The following is a 13,484-nucleotide window of genomic DNA, read 5'->3' on the forward strand; positions in this document are numbered from 1 at the left end:
AGTATTTATCAGATGTCCGTTTTGCTGTAATCTATATAGTATTAAACACAATTTTAACGGAGGCAGTATCATGCATGTCACGTTGGTTTCAACCTCAGACGTTCACGGGTATTTCCGTGCGGATGACTTTCGCCGACCACTTTTGAATACGCGCATTGGCTTGTCACGTGCCGTAACCACTATGAATGAACTTCGTGCGCAAGCTACCGCAGATGATGTGGTAATTGCCATCGATAACGGGGACTTTATTCAAGGTTCACCGTTGACCAACTACATCGAAAAAATTGATCGCGATGACTTGGGAATTTACAACGATTTGGCGAATACTGCCAGCTTTGACGTCCGCATTCTCGGCAATCACGAGTTCAATTATGGGCGTGACTACCTAGAAACTGCGATGGCCGGTGTCACTAATTTGTTGAACGCCAACATTCTTGACGAAACAACCGGCGAACCTTTCATTGGCAAGCCCTTCACCATCATCAATCGTAATCACGTGCGAATCGGTATCATCGGTTTGACGACGTCATACATTCCACACTGGGAGCACCCAGATAACATTCGCGGTTTGGTATTCAACGATCCAGTTGAGACCGCAAAGCGTTATATTGCTGAGCTGCGCCCTAACGTCGATATCCTGGTACTCGCGTATCACGGTGGCTTCTCACACGATTTGACCACTGGGAAGCGCCTAGAAGTCCTCACGACTGAAAACCAAGGCTATGAGCTGTTGCAATTGTCTGGTGTCGACGCCTTAATTACCGGCCACCAGCACCGTACGATTGCAAACGTCGTTAATGGCGTGCCAACCACCCAACCTGGTTATCGCGGTGAATACATCGGCGCGATTGACCTCGAGTTGGATAACACCTTGCACATTACGCAAGCGGATGCCCAATTGATTGCGACGGGTGATTATAAAGAGCATCCCGCAATTCTTGATTTGGTCACACCCTTGAATGATCAAGTTAACGACTGGTTGGATACTGCTATCGGCACGGTTGGTGACAATATGCAGGTCACCAACCATTTCGACGCACGTTTGCATAATCACCCGTTCATTGAGTTGGTGAATCAAGTACAAATGGCTGCGACTGGTACGCACATTTCAAACACCGCTTTGTTTAATGACGAAGTACGCGGGCTACCAAATGAAGTGACCCGTCGCGATGTGATGACAAATTACATCTATCCAAACACACTCGTTGTTGAAAAGTTGACTGGTCAGGATATCAAGGATGCTCTGGAAATTAGCGGACGCTATTTCACGCTCACACCAACTGGTGAATTGACGATTAATCCCCGTTTCTTGGAGCCAAAAGTACAACACTACAATTACGACATTTGGAGCGGGATTGATTACACCTTTGATTTCAGTCGTCCTGCCGGTAATCGTGTGACAGCGTTGACGATTAATGGTCAGCCAATGTCGATGACTGACACATTCGAAGTAACGATGAACAACTACCGTGCTACCGGTACGGGAAATTACAAGATGTACACAATCGACAAGGTTATCCGTGAGGTCCAAATTGAAACCGCCGACCTCATCGGTGACTACATCGCGGATCATCCCGATATTCAAATTACACAACCAACGAACATCCCTAGCAAGGGATTCGTTGGCACAAAGACAAACTAATGCAAAACCGGCGTCATCTCGCAAATTGAGATGACGCCGGTTTTCGTTTTACTTTTGTGTTAAATCTTTAATGGCACGAGCTGGATTACCCGCAACCATCGTGTTACTTGGAACGTCTTTCGTGACGACGCTACCAGCACCAACCACAACGTTGTCACCAATCGTAACACCAGGCAGGACAATCACTGAGCCGCCAAACCAAACATCGTTCCCGATAGTAATTGGCAAATCATATTGCCACCCTTCTCGACGCAAAGCCACGTCGTATGGATGATGATTTGGTGTGTAGAGTTGCGTGTTCGGACCGATAAAGCAGTTATCACCAATCGTTACCTTACCGGCACTCAAAATTTGCAGATTCGCGTTAATGAAGCTGTTTTCACCGACAGTCAAACGCTCTGGATGTTCAATCGCCGTAATTGGGAAGTACACATCAGCTGTTTCAGCTAAATTAGGCAAAAACTCGTGCAACAGACGTGTCGCCTCTTCGATGTCCGTTTTCGCAACATCATTAATGATTTGCACGCGCTGTGCAGATGCTTTAACAATTGCTTGAATAGCTGATTCCTTAGCATATTGGTACCACTCACCTTGATCGACTTTATCAAAGATATCAATCTCAGCGAGGCGGGCAATTTCTGAATCATTTAATGGTTTCATGATAGTTTTCCAATCTTAATCGTTATTACAGAATAACCGCCCCTAACACTTGGTCAGAGACGGTTTCATTTTAACTGGCAAATGAGATGTTTTTGAGAGTTTTGAGCTGTTTACGTTAGTTAATAGCGCCAGTTAAAATGTCTGTCAGGTTTAGCCCTTGATGTCCACGTAAGTCAACTTGAACATGTTAGACAAATCTTGCAATTGTTCAGCCGTAATCTTGAATGACAAGACCGTGTGGTGACCACCACCAACTGACATCCAACCAACAGCACCTGGGTTCAAACCTTGCTTTGGCGTCCACAATTGCTTAGCCACTGGCAAGTGTGGCATTTCAGCCTCCGGCTTGTTACCAGTCACGTCATATGACATCAACTTGAACTCGTTACCGTAGTCAGCCATCGTGGCATCGATTCCGTCACCCTCCATACCCGTGAAGACCAAACGAGCTGGATCATCCTTACCACCGATACCCAATGGGTGCACTTCTACACGTGGCTTATCTGAGGCAATCGTTGGGTCAACTTCCAACATGTGTGATCCCAAGATAGCTTCGTGACCCTTACGGAAGTCCAATGTGTAGTCTTCCATGAAGACCGTTGCTTCGTTGTGCGCCATAATCTTCATCAAACGCGTCAAAGCAGCCGTCTTCCAGTCTCCTTCACCGGCGAAGCCGTAACCTTCAGCCATCAACAATTGCGCAGCCAAACCTGGCAATTGCTCTAAACCGAACAAGTCTTCGAAGTTCGTCGTGAAGGCCGTGTAACCGCGCTTGTCCATAAAGTGCTTGATACCGAAGTATTCACGGATTTGGTACTTCACGTTGTGCTCAAACTTTTCTGGTGTGTTGTCGCCGATAACGAAGTCGTATTCCTTCTCCAATTCAGCGTACTTGGCGTCGATGTCGTCAGGGTTAACGGCGTTAACCGCTTCTACCAAGTCACCGACAGCCCAGTAATCAACCGTCCAACCAAACTTGATTTGCGCTTCAACCTTGTCACCGTCAGTAACAGCCACATTACGCATCTTGTCACCGAATGTCACAACCTTAATCTTAAATGATTCGTTGTAGGCAACCGCTACGTCCATCCAATTTGCAACGGCTTCGCGAACTTCTTGATCCTCCCAGTGTCCTGAGATGATCTTGTTGTTAATACCCAAGCGGGCATTGATGAAGGCATACTCACGGTCACCGTGAGCTGATTGGTTCGTGTTCATGTAATCGAAGTCAATCGTCTCGTATGGCAAGTTGTTCAAGAATTGCGTTGCCAAGTGTAGCAATGGCTTTTGCAACAATTGCGTACCACGGATCCAGTTCTTAGCTGGTGAGAACGTGTGCATCCACGTAATCACACCAGCAACTGAGTCATCGAAGTTGGCTTCCTTCATCGTTGTGGCGATGTTTTCTGACGTTGTGGCTACCAACTTGAACTCGATTGGGTATGGCAATACGCCTGATTCATTCAAGCCGTCCACAATCTTCTTTGCGTTTGCTTCAACTTCTTGCAACGTTTCAGGTCCATACAAGAATTGTGAACCCGTGATAAACCAGAACTTGTAGTTATTTTCGTTAAACATAATCATTAATCCCCTAAGTAATTTCGCTAATTTTAATTTGCAACCGGCTTCGCCGTGTTTTGTCCGTAATAAGCATTTGCACCGTGCTTACGCAAGTAGTGCTTATCCATCAATGTTTGTGACATGTGCACATTATGTGGATTCAACATCATCGTGTGGTACGCCATTTGTGCGACCTCTTCCAACACGACTGAGTTGTAGACCGCCTTGGTGGCATTTGGTCCCCAAACAAATGGACCGTGATCTTGTACCAGCACTGCAGGCACTTCAACCGGATCGATGCAACGCTCTTCAAACGCTTTGACGATAACGTTTCCCGTTTCAAGCTCGTATTCACCGTTAATTTCTTGTTCCGTCATCAAACTCGTTGCTGGAATATCCCCGTAGAACGTATCCGCATGGGTCGTACCACATGCTGGGATATCCACCCCAGCTTGGGCAAATGAAACGGCCCATGGTGAGTGCGTGTGGACGATACCACCGATTTCTGGGAACTCACGGTACAAGACACGGTGCGTTTCCGTATCGCTTGATGGGTTCAAGTCACCTTCAACCACGTTACCGTCCAAATCGACGACAACCATGTCAGCTGGTGTCAAATCTTCGTAATCAACACCTGATGGCTTGATGACAAACAAGCCACTTTCACGGTCGATTTCTGACACGTTCCCCCAAGTAAACTTAATCAAATCGTGCTTTGGCAAAGCCATGTTTGCGTCATACACGCGACGCTTCAAATTCTCAAGCATATACTTCTTCCTCCTCAGTCTCAGCGACCACTGATACTGGCTCATCTGAAATGGCATTAATTGCCACACGTTCAATTGCAATTCCAGCCTTGTAACGGTCCATAAATTCTTCAAATCCGGCGACATCAACTGGATCTGGTGCCATCGTAACGCTTTCTTGGTTCGCAAACACACGCTCCTCCAAGAAATCAGCTAGGTTTTCGCCAGCTTCGCGCATCGTGACGTATTGTGACAAGACAGCCATTCCCCAAGGGCCACCTTCACCAGCGTTTGTCATCAACGTGACTGGCGCATCCATCACAGCTGCCAAAATCTTTTGTCCCACAACTGGTGTGTTGAAGATACCACCTTGTGCAACAACTGAATCCATCGCAACATCTTCTTGCTTCAAGATATCCAAGCCAATCTTAACGGCACCGAGCGCTGAATATAGGTGCGTGCGCATCAAGTTTGGTAGGTTGAATTCGGCGTTTGGCGTACGAACAAACAACGGGCGTCCTTCGTCAACTGCCGTAATGTTTTCACCTGAGTGGTAACCGTAACTTAGCAAGCCGCCTGCATCCGGGCGAGCATCCAAGACTGAACGGAACAAAGCACCATACAACTCGTTTGTGCTAATCTCAACACCGATTGCTTGTGAGAATTGCTTGAAGACACGGGCCCAAGCGTTAATTTCAGACGTGCAGTTATTGGCGTGAACCATGGCAACCGCTGACCCATCTGGCGTCGTGACCATATCAATATCTTCGTGTGCTTGTGACAATGCCTTTTCCAAGACGATCATGGCAAACGCTGACGTTCCAGCTGAGACATTGGCCGTACGTTGCTTAACTGAGTTCGTTGCCACCATTCCGGTACCAGCATCTCCTTCAGGTGCAGCCGCGATAGCCCCACCTGCAAGCAAACCACTTGGATCCAACAAATTAGCACCTTCATCCGTCAAACGACCAGCAACTTCACCAGCTGTCTTAACCGTTGGCAAGATGTCACGCAATTGCCAGTGATATTGTTGCACTGACTTCAACTCGTCGAATTGCGCCAACATCGTTTCATCGTAATCAACTGTGTCTGAGTCGATTGGGAAGACACCTGATGCATCCCCAACACCCAACACCTTTTCACCAGTCACTTGCCAGTGCACATAACCAGCCAACGTTGTCATGAAGTCGATATCCTTCACGTGCACTTCTTGGTTCAAGATTGCTTGGAACAAGTGTGCGATGCTCCAACGTTGTGGAATGTTGAAGTCAAACAATTCTGTTAGTTGACCAGCGGCTTCACCAGTAATTGCGTTACGCCACGTGCGGAATGGCACCAACAAATTACCACCCTTATCGAACGCCATGTAACCGTGCATCATGGCTGCAAAACCAATTGATGACAAGTTACGAATTACCGTACCGTACTTATCAGTTACTTGATCTGCCATATCGCGGTAGGCATCTTGAACACCTGACCAGATGTCTTCTAGTGAGTATGTCCAAACGCCATTTTCAAGCTTGTTTTCCCATTCGTGACTACCAACAGCAATTGTTGAGAAGTCAGTTCCGACCAGCACCGCCTTGATTCGTGTTGAACCAAATTCGATCCCCAAAGCCGTTTGGCCATTCATGATTTCATTTTGAATTTGTTCTTTATTCATTGATTCCGTTCCCCTCAAACGAGAATTTAATTTCTTTTGTAATCGTTTACATGAAATAGTTTAAACCACTTGTACGGACAATTCAATAGGTTATCCGTACAATTCATACAACACGCACAATGTTCACAGATAATTCTTTTTGCAAAACGCTATTAAACGTTGATTTAATAGCTTTTCTGTTGTTTAAAACGAATTATATGTAAGTTTACTTTTAACCGTACAAATTAAAAAATCCCGATCGGCATCGCTGCCAATCGGGATAACTATTTTATAACTTAAAAATCTTTCGCAATTACATTTTTGTTAGAGTTACGCCTGTGGCTCGGTCACCTGCTCGACCGGTCCACCTGCTGCTTCTTTAACTGGGTTCACCTTCTTTTCACGCTCCAAGAAGAATACGGCTACCAACGTGATAACCAAAACCACAGCTGACATCATCAAGTACGTTGATTGGTAACCAGTCTTGTCGTACATTGATCCGGCTACAGTTGAGAAGATAAAGACTGAAATTTGCTTAGCAAAGTTTGATGCCAAAGCGTAAACCGTTGCGTACAAACGAATGTCGAAGGCACCTGAGATGTACTTCATGATTGAAACCAATAGCAAAGGCATTTCGAATCCGGCAAGCAAACGGAAGAATACAATCCACTCCCATGATGGTGCCATCGCTGATCCGAAGATACGAACGAACGTCAAGAATCCGTAAATCAACAATCCATTACGGGCACCAATCTTGTTGATGATAAATGGCATTGGAATCATCAAGCACAATTCGATAACCGTTTGTGCTGAGTTCATGTATGAGTACATCATTGTTCCTTGAGCATCAGTCTCAAAGAATGTCTTAAAGAAGACGATAAATTGTTGGTCGAACACGTCGAACAAAGCTGAGGCACCCATGTAGAATAGGGCCAAGATCCAGAAGTTACGCAACTTGAAGATTGAGAAGATATCCTTCTTCGTCAACTTTTCATTTGAGGTTCCCATTGCAGCAGCTGCATTTGAGAAGTTAATCTTCGTTGAGAACAACAACAACATTGTTAGCAAAACAGCTGAAGCCGAGCAGGCCCACCAGATTGCGTTTGGTTGCCACAAGAACAAACGACCAGCAACCAAGGCTGATACGGCACCGGCAACAGATCCACCCATACGTGAGTGACCAAACTCAAACTTGTTGGCCAATGATGCACGTTGTACGTATTGCTCGATAACTGACACACCACCGTTCAAGATGAAGGCCAAGACCACACCCGTTACGATTGATGCCAATACTGGGCTAATGGCCAAGATTGGCATGAAGGCCCATTGGAAGTAAGGTCCAATGAAGATTCCAGCGACTGCGATTGTAATCAACAGTGTCTTTTTGAAGACCAACTTGTCAGAAATAATTCCGAACAACGGTTGGAACAGCAATGACATTCCTGCCACCAATGAGAAGACCACGCCGGATTGTGCTCCGGTCAAACCTGCTTCTTGACCCAACCAAAGCGTCAAGAATCCATATGTGATGGCCCAAATAAAGAAGTAACTAAAGTGCGAAGCAGCAAATCCCCAAAAATGCTTGCTTTCCTTAACAACTTGACTCATGATTATCCCCCTGAGTTTTCATGTATTAGTTAAAAGTAAATGGTTGTGGCTTACCGAACACTGGGAAGCCGTTGTCATCCCACTCGAATGGTTGCACCATCGTGTGGCGGTTTGGATCGTACAAAGGATCACCCTTGATGTCCAAGTAGTTGCGTACGTGGTAAACCAACAAATCTGTTTCACCATCTTCAGCAACCGTAAATGAATTGTGCCCTGGTCCGTACAAACCGTTTTCCATGTCAGATTGGAAGACTGGGTGGTCGAGCTTGTGCCAGTTAGCGGCATCAAGCACATCCTGATCATCTTCAATCCACAACATCCCCATTGCGTAGTTTTCGTCGGTTGCTGACCCTGAGAACGACAAGAACACCTTGCCGTTACGCTTCAAGATTGCTGGCCCTTCGTTCACCCAGAAAATCTTGGTTTCCCAATCAAATTCTGGCTTTGACAACATGACCGGTGCTGTCTTCAGCGTCCATGGATTTTCCATTTCAGCAATGTACAAGTTTGAATTACCCTTAATTGCTGGATCCTTTTGCGCCCATACGTAGTACAACTTGTCATTCAATTCGAATGACGTTGCGTCCAATGCAAATGAATCAAGGTGGGTTTCGATTTGTCCCTTTTCAACCCAGTTATCTTCAGTTTCCATTGGGTCAGCCGCTTCACACTCAATGGCGAACATGCGGTGTTGGAACATCCCATTTTCATCAAATGCTGTTGTGTGTGATGCTGCGTAGTAGACATACCACTTACCATCTGTGTAGTGCAGCTCCGGTGCCCAAATCAATTCACTTTGTTCACCAGTACCTGAATCATGCTTACGCCAGATTGTTCGTGGCATCGCATGTGCCAAACCATCAATCGTCTTGGCGCGACGCAACTCAATCAAGTTGTAAGCTGGTACTGAAGCAACAAAGTAGTAGTAACCGTCCGTGTGCTTGTAAATGAATGGATCAGCACGTTGGATAATAACCGGATTTTCGTAGCTAACTGTCATATCTGTAAAACTCCTAAATTATCTGAAAGCGTTTTCTTTTCTTTAACGATTATTATTAAATTACTTGTACGGACAACTCGCAACCCCAAATAAGACCTTTTCACGAACAGTTCACAGTTTCTTAAAGTTTGATACTTTATTCACAATGTAATTGTAAGTTGCATACAGCCACAAACCTTTATATACGTGCGTTTAGACAGGAAAACCATTTCTCCTTCCCAGAACTAACTCTCAAATAGTGACAACTGTCCTTAATACCGGATGCGCTTACATTTGTACGGACAACCCATAAAACCCTTCCACTATTCATAACAATTCACTGATTCGTCTAACAAATTCAGACAATCCCTTGTATAATGAAAGAACGATAAAGACAGAAAGATAAGATCTAATTGATATGGATACAAAATACGATATCGTTAAGAAAGGGCTTCGCGATGATATTCTCGCTGGTAAGTACGCCATCGGCGACAAGCTACCAACCGAAGCCAACTTAACTGAACAATATGGCGTGAGCCGCTACACCGTCCGTCGCGCCACCAGTGATTTGGAACAAGAACACCTCCTATACCGTGTACAAGGTGGCGGTATGTATGTTGATGACTGGAATAAAGCGCCAGCCGTTGCAACTGACAATAAGGTGATTGGTGTTATCACAACGCACCTAGCCGACTATATCTTCCCTGAAATCATCAGCGGGATTGACCGTGTGATTTCTGACGAAGGTTATTCGCTCTTCATTAGTAACACACACAACACTTACGAGCGTGAGCGTCAAAGTTTGATGCGCATGATTGAAACAGGGGTTAACGGATTGATTATCGAACCAACGATGTCTGCCCTACCAAATCCCAACAAAGACTTGTATGATCAGATTCATGAGTTGAATATCCCAACCGTGTTTATCAACTCAACGTATGAGCATTTCGATTTCCCCTACTTGGAAGTTGACGACTCAAACGCCGAAGCTGATTTGATTACTCACCTGATTAATCAAGGTCACGAACGCATTCTTGGGGTGTTCAAGGTCGACGATGTGCAAGGTGCGCACCGTATGCAAGGCTTCTACAAGGCATACCAACAATACCCTGCCATCGCGCTACACAGTAACATCGTGATGTATCAATCAAATGATGAAGCAAGTAACGCCCAAATTTTGAATAAGATTGAGGCGCACCTCGAAGCAGCCGATCGTCCAACGGCCTTGGCGCTGTACAACGACGCTTTGGCGATTCAAACCATTGATCTGGTCAAGTCACTTGGCCTGCGTGTGCCAGAAGATGTTGCGATTGTTGGATTTGACGATTACGCCATGTCGCAATACATGACACCAAGCCTAACAACTGTACGTCACCCACAGAGTAAAATGGGGCGTGATGCCGCAAACATGTTGCTAAACATTATTAACGGCAACAAGGTAGAAAACATTCACTACCCAAGTGACCTAATCGTTCGTGACTCTTCAAGTCGCCACGTTGATTAAATATTAAAAGAAGTTCTCGCCAATGGCGGGAACTTCTTTTTCTTTTGAGCAAATAATTTGAAACAACGCGTCATGCCCTGGATAATGAAGTTAAGTAGGATGAGCGTGCTATATAACGGAGGATTTTGTTATGTACTATCTCGTTAAAAAAGGCGCAACGACGCTAACCATTTATTCCGAGGCACAGACGACAACCGTTCCTTACAACGAACTATTTAACTTAAGTCCAACTGCCTTCGGTGAAACTGTCGCCCCTTATTCAGTCGGCGACCATATTGAACAAGCTTTGGCATTTAGGCAAACCTTGCCTGCAGATGAACAAGGCGATATTAACATTGTCACCAAGCCAGAATTCATCGAACTCGTCATTACCGGTCAAAAAGAAGCCACGGCCATCATTCATGATAGAGAAGATTCTCTCGCGATGACCCTCGGCTTAATAGTCGCCGGCCCATTCTTCTATTTACTGATCATGTTAGTCCTTAAAAGCTTCGGTACACCCGCTTTTGTTGCAGATATCATCGCTTTCGTACTAACAGTCGGCTTCATCATCGCCTGGTTCATCCTAGTATGGAGCCGTTGGAGTCCTGAATTTGAAGATAAATTTGAAAAGCTGGTAAATAAGTGCTTTAAACGCCAAGCGTAAACAAAAAAACAGCGATATTACTGAGACTTGATCATCAAGCTCAGCAGTGTCGCTGTTTTTGTATGTTTTAGTGTGGGTATTGTGCGCCACGCTCATAAACCTGTTCTGGTTCTTGGCTGATGCGCTCAAACTTATTCAAATTCGTAATTAATGTCATTTCTTCATCAGTCAAAGCGAAATCATACACGTTACCATTTTCGATAACGCGTTCTGGCTTTGAAGACTTTGGAATGATACTCGTGCCACGTTGCACGTGCCAACGCAGTACAATTTGTGCTGGCGTCTTGCCGTGCTTTGCCGCAATTTCAACAATCACCGGCTCGGCCAAGACTGACCCACGACCAAGTGGTGCCCATGCTTGCGTTTGAATGTTGTTATCCTTGTGATATTGCAGCAACGCATCTTGCGTCAAATGTGGGTGGTTTTCCACTTGGTTGACAACAGGTTGCTCATTCGCTTGCGTGGCAAGATATTGCAAGTGCACCATGCCATAGTTTGACGTTCCGATTGACTTCACCAATCCCTCATCCTTCAAACGCTCAAATGCGCGCCACGTTTCAAAGAAATGTTGATGCAATGGCCAGTGTACCAACAACAAATCAACATAATCCATGTCCAACTCGCGCAATGACGTTTCAACAGATGCCAACGTCGCATCATAACCTTGGTTACTTTCCGCTACCTTAGTTGTGATAAACATTTCCTGACGTGGCAACGCGAGATCCTTGATAGCCGTTCCCAGCATTCCTTCGTTTTGATACATTTGGGCGGTATCAAATAGGCGATAGCCACTTTCCCAAGCCGCGTTCATGACATCTGTCAATTCAGCTTGGTTGGTAACCTTATATAGTCCAAGACCTTGCAATGGCATTTGGTGGCCATCGGCAAGGGTTACTTTTGTTGTTAAATCTGACATTGTGAGTCCCTCCACAAGCTATTTTACCCGATGTTTTTGAAACACAAAAGCGACGTTTTTGTGAACGTCGCTCCTGCTTTGTAACTTTTGAGATGATTTAAGTTTTTAAGACGTTTTGAAAATACAATTAGCCCTTAATGTCTACGTAAGTCAACTTGAACATGTTAGCCAAATCTTGCAATTGCTCGGCCGTAATCTTAAATGACAAAACCGTGTGGTGTCCACCACCAACTGACATCCAACCAACAGCACCTTGGTTCAAACCTTGCTTTGGCGTCCACAATTGCTTAGCCACTGGCAAGTGAGGCATTTCAGCCTCCGGCTTGTTACCAGTCACATCATATGACATCAACTTGAACTCGTTACCGTAGTCAGCCATCGTGGCGTCGATTCCGTCACCTTCCATACCCGTGAAGACCAAACGAGCTGGATCATCCTTACCACCGATACCCAATGGGTGAACTTCTACACGTGGCTTGTCTGATGCAATCGTTGGATCAACTTCCAACATGTGTGATCCCAAGATAGCTTCGTGACCCTTACGGAAGTCCAATGTGTAGTCTTCCATGAAGACCGTTGCTTCGTTGTGCGCCATAATCTTCATCAAACGCGTCAAAGCAGCCGTCTTCCAGTCTCCTTCACCGGCGAAGCCGTAACCTTCAGCCATCAACAATTGGGCAGCCAAACCTGGCAATTGCTCCAAACCGAACAAATCTTCGAAGTTCGTTGTGAAGGCCGTGTAACCGTGCTTGTCCATAAAGTGCTTGATACCGAAGTATTCACGGATTTGGTACTTCACGTTGTGCTCAAACTTTTCTGGTGTGTTGTCGCCGATAACGAAGTCGTATTCCTTCTCCAATTCAGCGTACTTGGCGTCGATGTCGTCAGGGTTAACGGCGTTAACCGCTTCTACCAAGTCACCGACAGCCCAGTAATCAACTGTCCAACCAAACTTGATTTGTGCTTCAACCTTGTCACCGTCAGTAACAGCCACGTTGCGCATCTTGTCACCGAACGTCACAACCTTAATCTTAAATGATTCGTTGTAAGCAACTGCGACGTCCATCCAATTTGAAATTTCTTGACGCACGTCATCATGTTGCCAGTAACCAGCAATAATCTTGTTATTGATACCCAAACGAGCGTTAATAAATGCGTACTCACGATCTCCGTGGGCAGATTGGTTCGTGTTCATGTAATCGAAGTCAATCGTCTCGTATGGCAATTCTTCCAAGAATTGCGTTGCCAAGTGCAACAATGGCTTTTGCAACAATTGCGTACCACGGATCCAGTTCTTAGCTGGTGAGAACGTGTGCATCCACGTAATCACACCAGCAACTGAGTCATCGAAGTTGGCTTCCTTCATCGTTGCTGCGATGTTTTCTGACGTTGTGGCTACCAACTTGAACTCGATTGGGTATGGCAATACGCCTGATTCATTCAAGCCGTCCACAATCTTCTTTGCGTTTGCTTCAACTTCTTGCAATGTTTCAGGTCCGTACAAGAATTGTGAACCCGTGATAAACCAGAACTTGTAGTTATTTTCGTTAAACATAATCATTAATCCCCTAAGTAATTTCG

11 protein-coding genes are annotated in these 13,484 nt (G+C 45.4%); 3 read left to right on the top strand and 8 right to left on the bottom strand.

The annotated features are described in order from the left end of the window. The first annotated feature begins 70 nt into the window (after positions 1-70). Positions 71-1,642: a bifunctional UDP-sugar hydrolase/5'-nucleotidase gene (locus ACAW68_06170; GenBank protein XGA15069.1), complete on the top strand. Its 1,572-nt coding sequence runs from the start codon at positions 71-73 to the stop codon at positions 1,640-1,642. Positions 1,643-1,690: 48 nt separating this feature from the next. Here ACAW68_06170 and ACAW68_06175 read toward each other — a convergent pair whose 3' ends face one another. From ACAW68_06175 to ACAW68_06200, 6 genes are all read right to left on the bottom strand, one after another. Beyond that, complete coding sequence (locus tag ACAW68_06175) at positions 1,691-2,302, bottom strand: sugar O-acetyltransferase (protein XGA15070.1); 612 nt, start codon at positions 2,300-2,302, stop codon at positions 1,691-1,693. 150 nt (positions 2,303-2,452) lie between these two features. Further along, the gene (gene araA / locus ACAW68_06180; GenBank protein XGA15071.1) at positions 2,453-3,880 is read right to left on the bottom strand and encodes an L-arabinose isomerase; all 1,428 of its coding nucleotides are present in this window, start codon (positions 3,878-3,880) and stop codon (positions 2,453-2,455) included. 32 nt (positions 3,881-3,912) lie between these two features. Continuing rightward, complete coding sequence (locus tag ACAW68_06185; protein ID XGA15072.1) at positions 3,913-4,629, bottom strand: L-ribulose-5-phosphate 4-epimerase; 717 nt, start codon at positions 4,627-4,629, stop codon at positions 3,913-3,915. After that, complete coding sequence (locus tag ACAW68_06190) at positions 4,622-6,271, bottom strand: xylulokinase (protein ID XGA15073.1); 1,650 nt, start codon at positions 6,269-6,271, stop codon at positions 4,622-4,624. The genes ACAW68_06185 and ACAW68_06190 overlap by 8 nt, the downstream gene beginning before the upstream one ends. Before the next feature lie 309 nt (positions 6,272-6,580). Continuing rightward, positions 6,581-7,858, bottom strand: coding sequence for an oligosaccharide MFS transporter (locus ACAW68_06195; GenBank protein ID XGA15074.1), 1,278 nt, complete (start codon positions 7,856-7,858; stop codon positions 6,581-6,583). A gap of 25 nt (positions 7,859-7,883) precedes the next feature. Beyond that, positions 7,884-8,858, bottom strand: a complete 975-nt coding sequence (locus tag ACAW68_06200) for a glycoside hydrolase family 43 protein (protein ID XGA15075.1) — start codon at positions 8,856-8,858, stop codon at positions 7,884-7,886. Positions 8,859-9,255: 397 nt separating this feature from the next. Here ACAW68_06200 and ACAW68_06205 point away from each other — a divergent pair, with 397 nt between their 5' ends. Both ACAW68_06205 and ACAW68_06210 read left to right on the top strand, forming a co-directional pair. After that, positions 9,256-10,341 (top strand): GntR family transcriptional regulator, encoded by a 1,086-nt coding sequence (locus ACAW68_06205; GenBank protein XGA15076.1) that lies wholly within the window; start codon positions 9,256-9,258, stop codon positions 10,339-10,341. Between the two features lie 130 nt (positions 10,342-10,471). Beyond that, a complete protein-coding gene (locus ACAW68_06210; GenBank protein ID XGA15077.1) occupies positions 10,472-10,987 on the top strand; it encodes a hypothetical protein in 516 nt (171 codons plus the stop codon). A gap of 67 nt (positions 10,988-11,054) precedes the next feature. Here ACAW68_06210 and ACAW68_06215 read toward each other — a convergent pair whose 3' ends face one another. Then, positions 11,055-11,903, bottom strand: a complete 849-nt coding sequence (locus tag ACAW68_06215; protein ID XGA15078.1) for an aldo/keto reductase — start codon at positions 11,901-11,903, stop codon at positions 11,055-11,057. Between the two features lie 127 nt (positions 11,904-12,030). Continuing rightward, complete coding sequence (gene araA, locus ACAW68_06220; protein XGA15079.1) at positions 12,031-13,458, bottom strand: L-arabinose isomerase; 1,428 nt, start codon at positions 13,456-13,458, stop codon at positions 12,031-12,033. Positions 13,459-13,484: the final 26 nt, after the last annotated feature.

This window comes from Weissella confusa, from assembly GCA_041871065.1.
GTDB lineage: Bacteria > Bacillota > Bacilli > Lactobacillales > Lactobacillaceae > Weissella > Weissella confusa_A.

Excerpts from the sequence above, each read along its gene's own strand:
- ACAW68_06175 (XGA15070.1), bottom strand. The coding sequence starts at position 2,302 with ATGAAACCATTAAATGATTCAGAAATTGCCCGCCTCGCTGAGATTGAT.
- ACAW68_06210 (XGA15077.1), top strand. The coding sequence starts at position 10,472 with ATGTACTATCTCGTTAAAAAAGGCGCAACGACGCTAACCATTTATTCC.
- ACAW68_06205 (XGA15076.1), top strand. The coding sequence starts at position 9,256 with ATGGATACAAAATACGATATCGTTAAGAAAGGGCTTCGCGATGATATT.
- ACAW68_06215 (XGA15078.1), bottom strand. The coding sequence starts at position 11,903 with ATGTCAGATTTAACAACAAAAGTAACCCTTGCCGATGGCCACCAAATG.
- araA (XGA15071.1), bottom strand. The coding sequence starts at position 3,880 with ATGTTTAACGAAAATAACTACAAGTTCTGGTTTATCACGGGTTCACAA.
- ACAW68_06190 (XGA15073.1), bottom strand. The coding sequence starts at position 6,271 with ATGAATAAAGAACAAATTCAAAATGAAATCATGAATGGCCAAACGGCT.
- ACAW68_06195 (XGA15074.1), bottom strand. The coding sequence starts at position 7,858 with ATGAGTCAAGTTGTTAAGGAAAGCAAGCATTTTTGGGGATTTGCTGCT.
- ACAW68_06170 (XGA15069.1), top strand. The coding sequence starts at position 71 with ATGCATGTCACGTTGGTTTCAACCTCAGACGTTCACGGGTATTTCCGT.
- ACAW68_06185 (XGA15072.1), bottom strand. The coding sequence starts at position 4,629 with ATGCTTGAGAATTTGAAGCGTCGCGTGTATGACGCAAACATGGCTTTG.
- araA (XGA15079.1), bottom strand. The coding sequence starts at position 13,458 with ATGTTTAACGAAAATAACTACAAGTTCTGGTTTATCACGGGTTCACAA.
- ACAW68_06200 (XGA15075.1), bottom strand. The coding sequence starts at position 8,858 with ATGACAGTTAGCTACGAAAATCCGGTTATTATCCAACGTGCTGATCCA.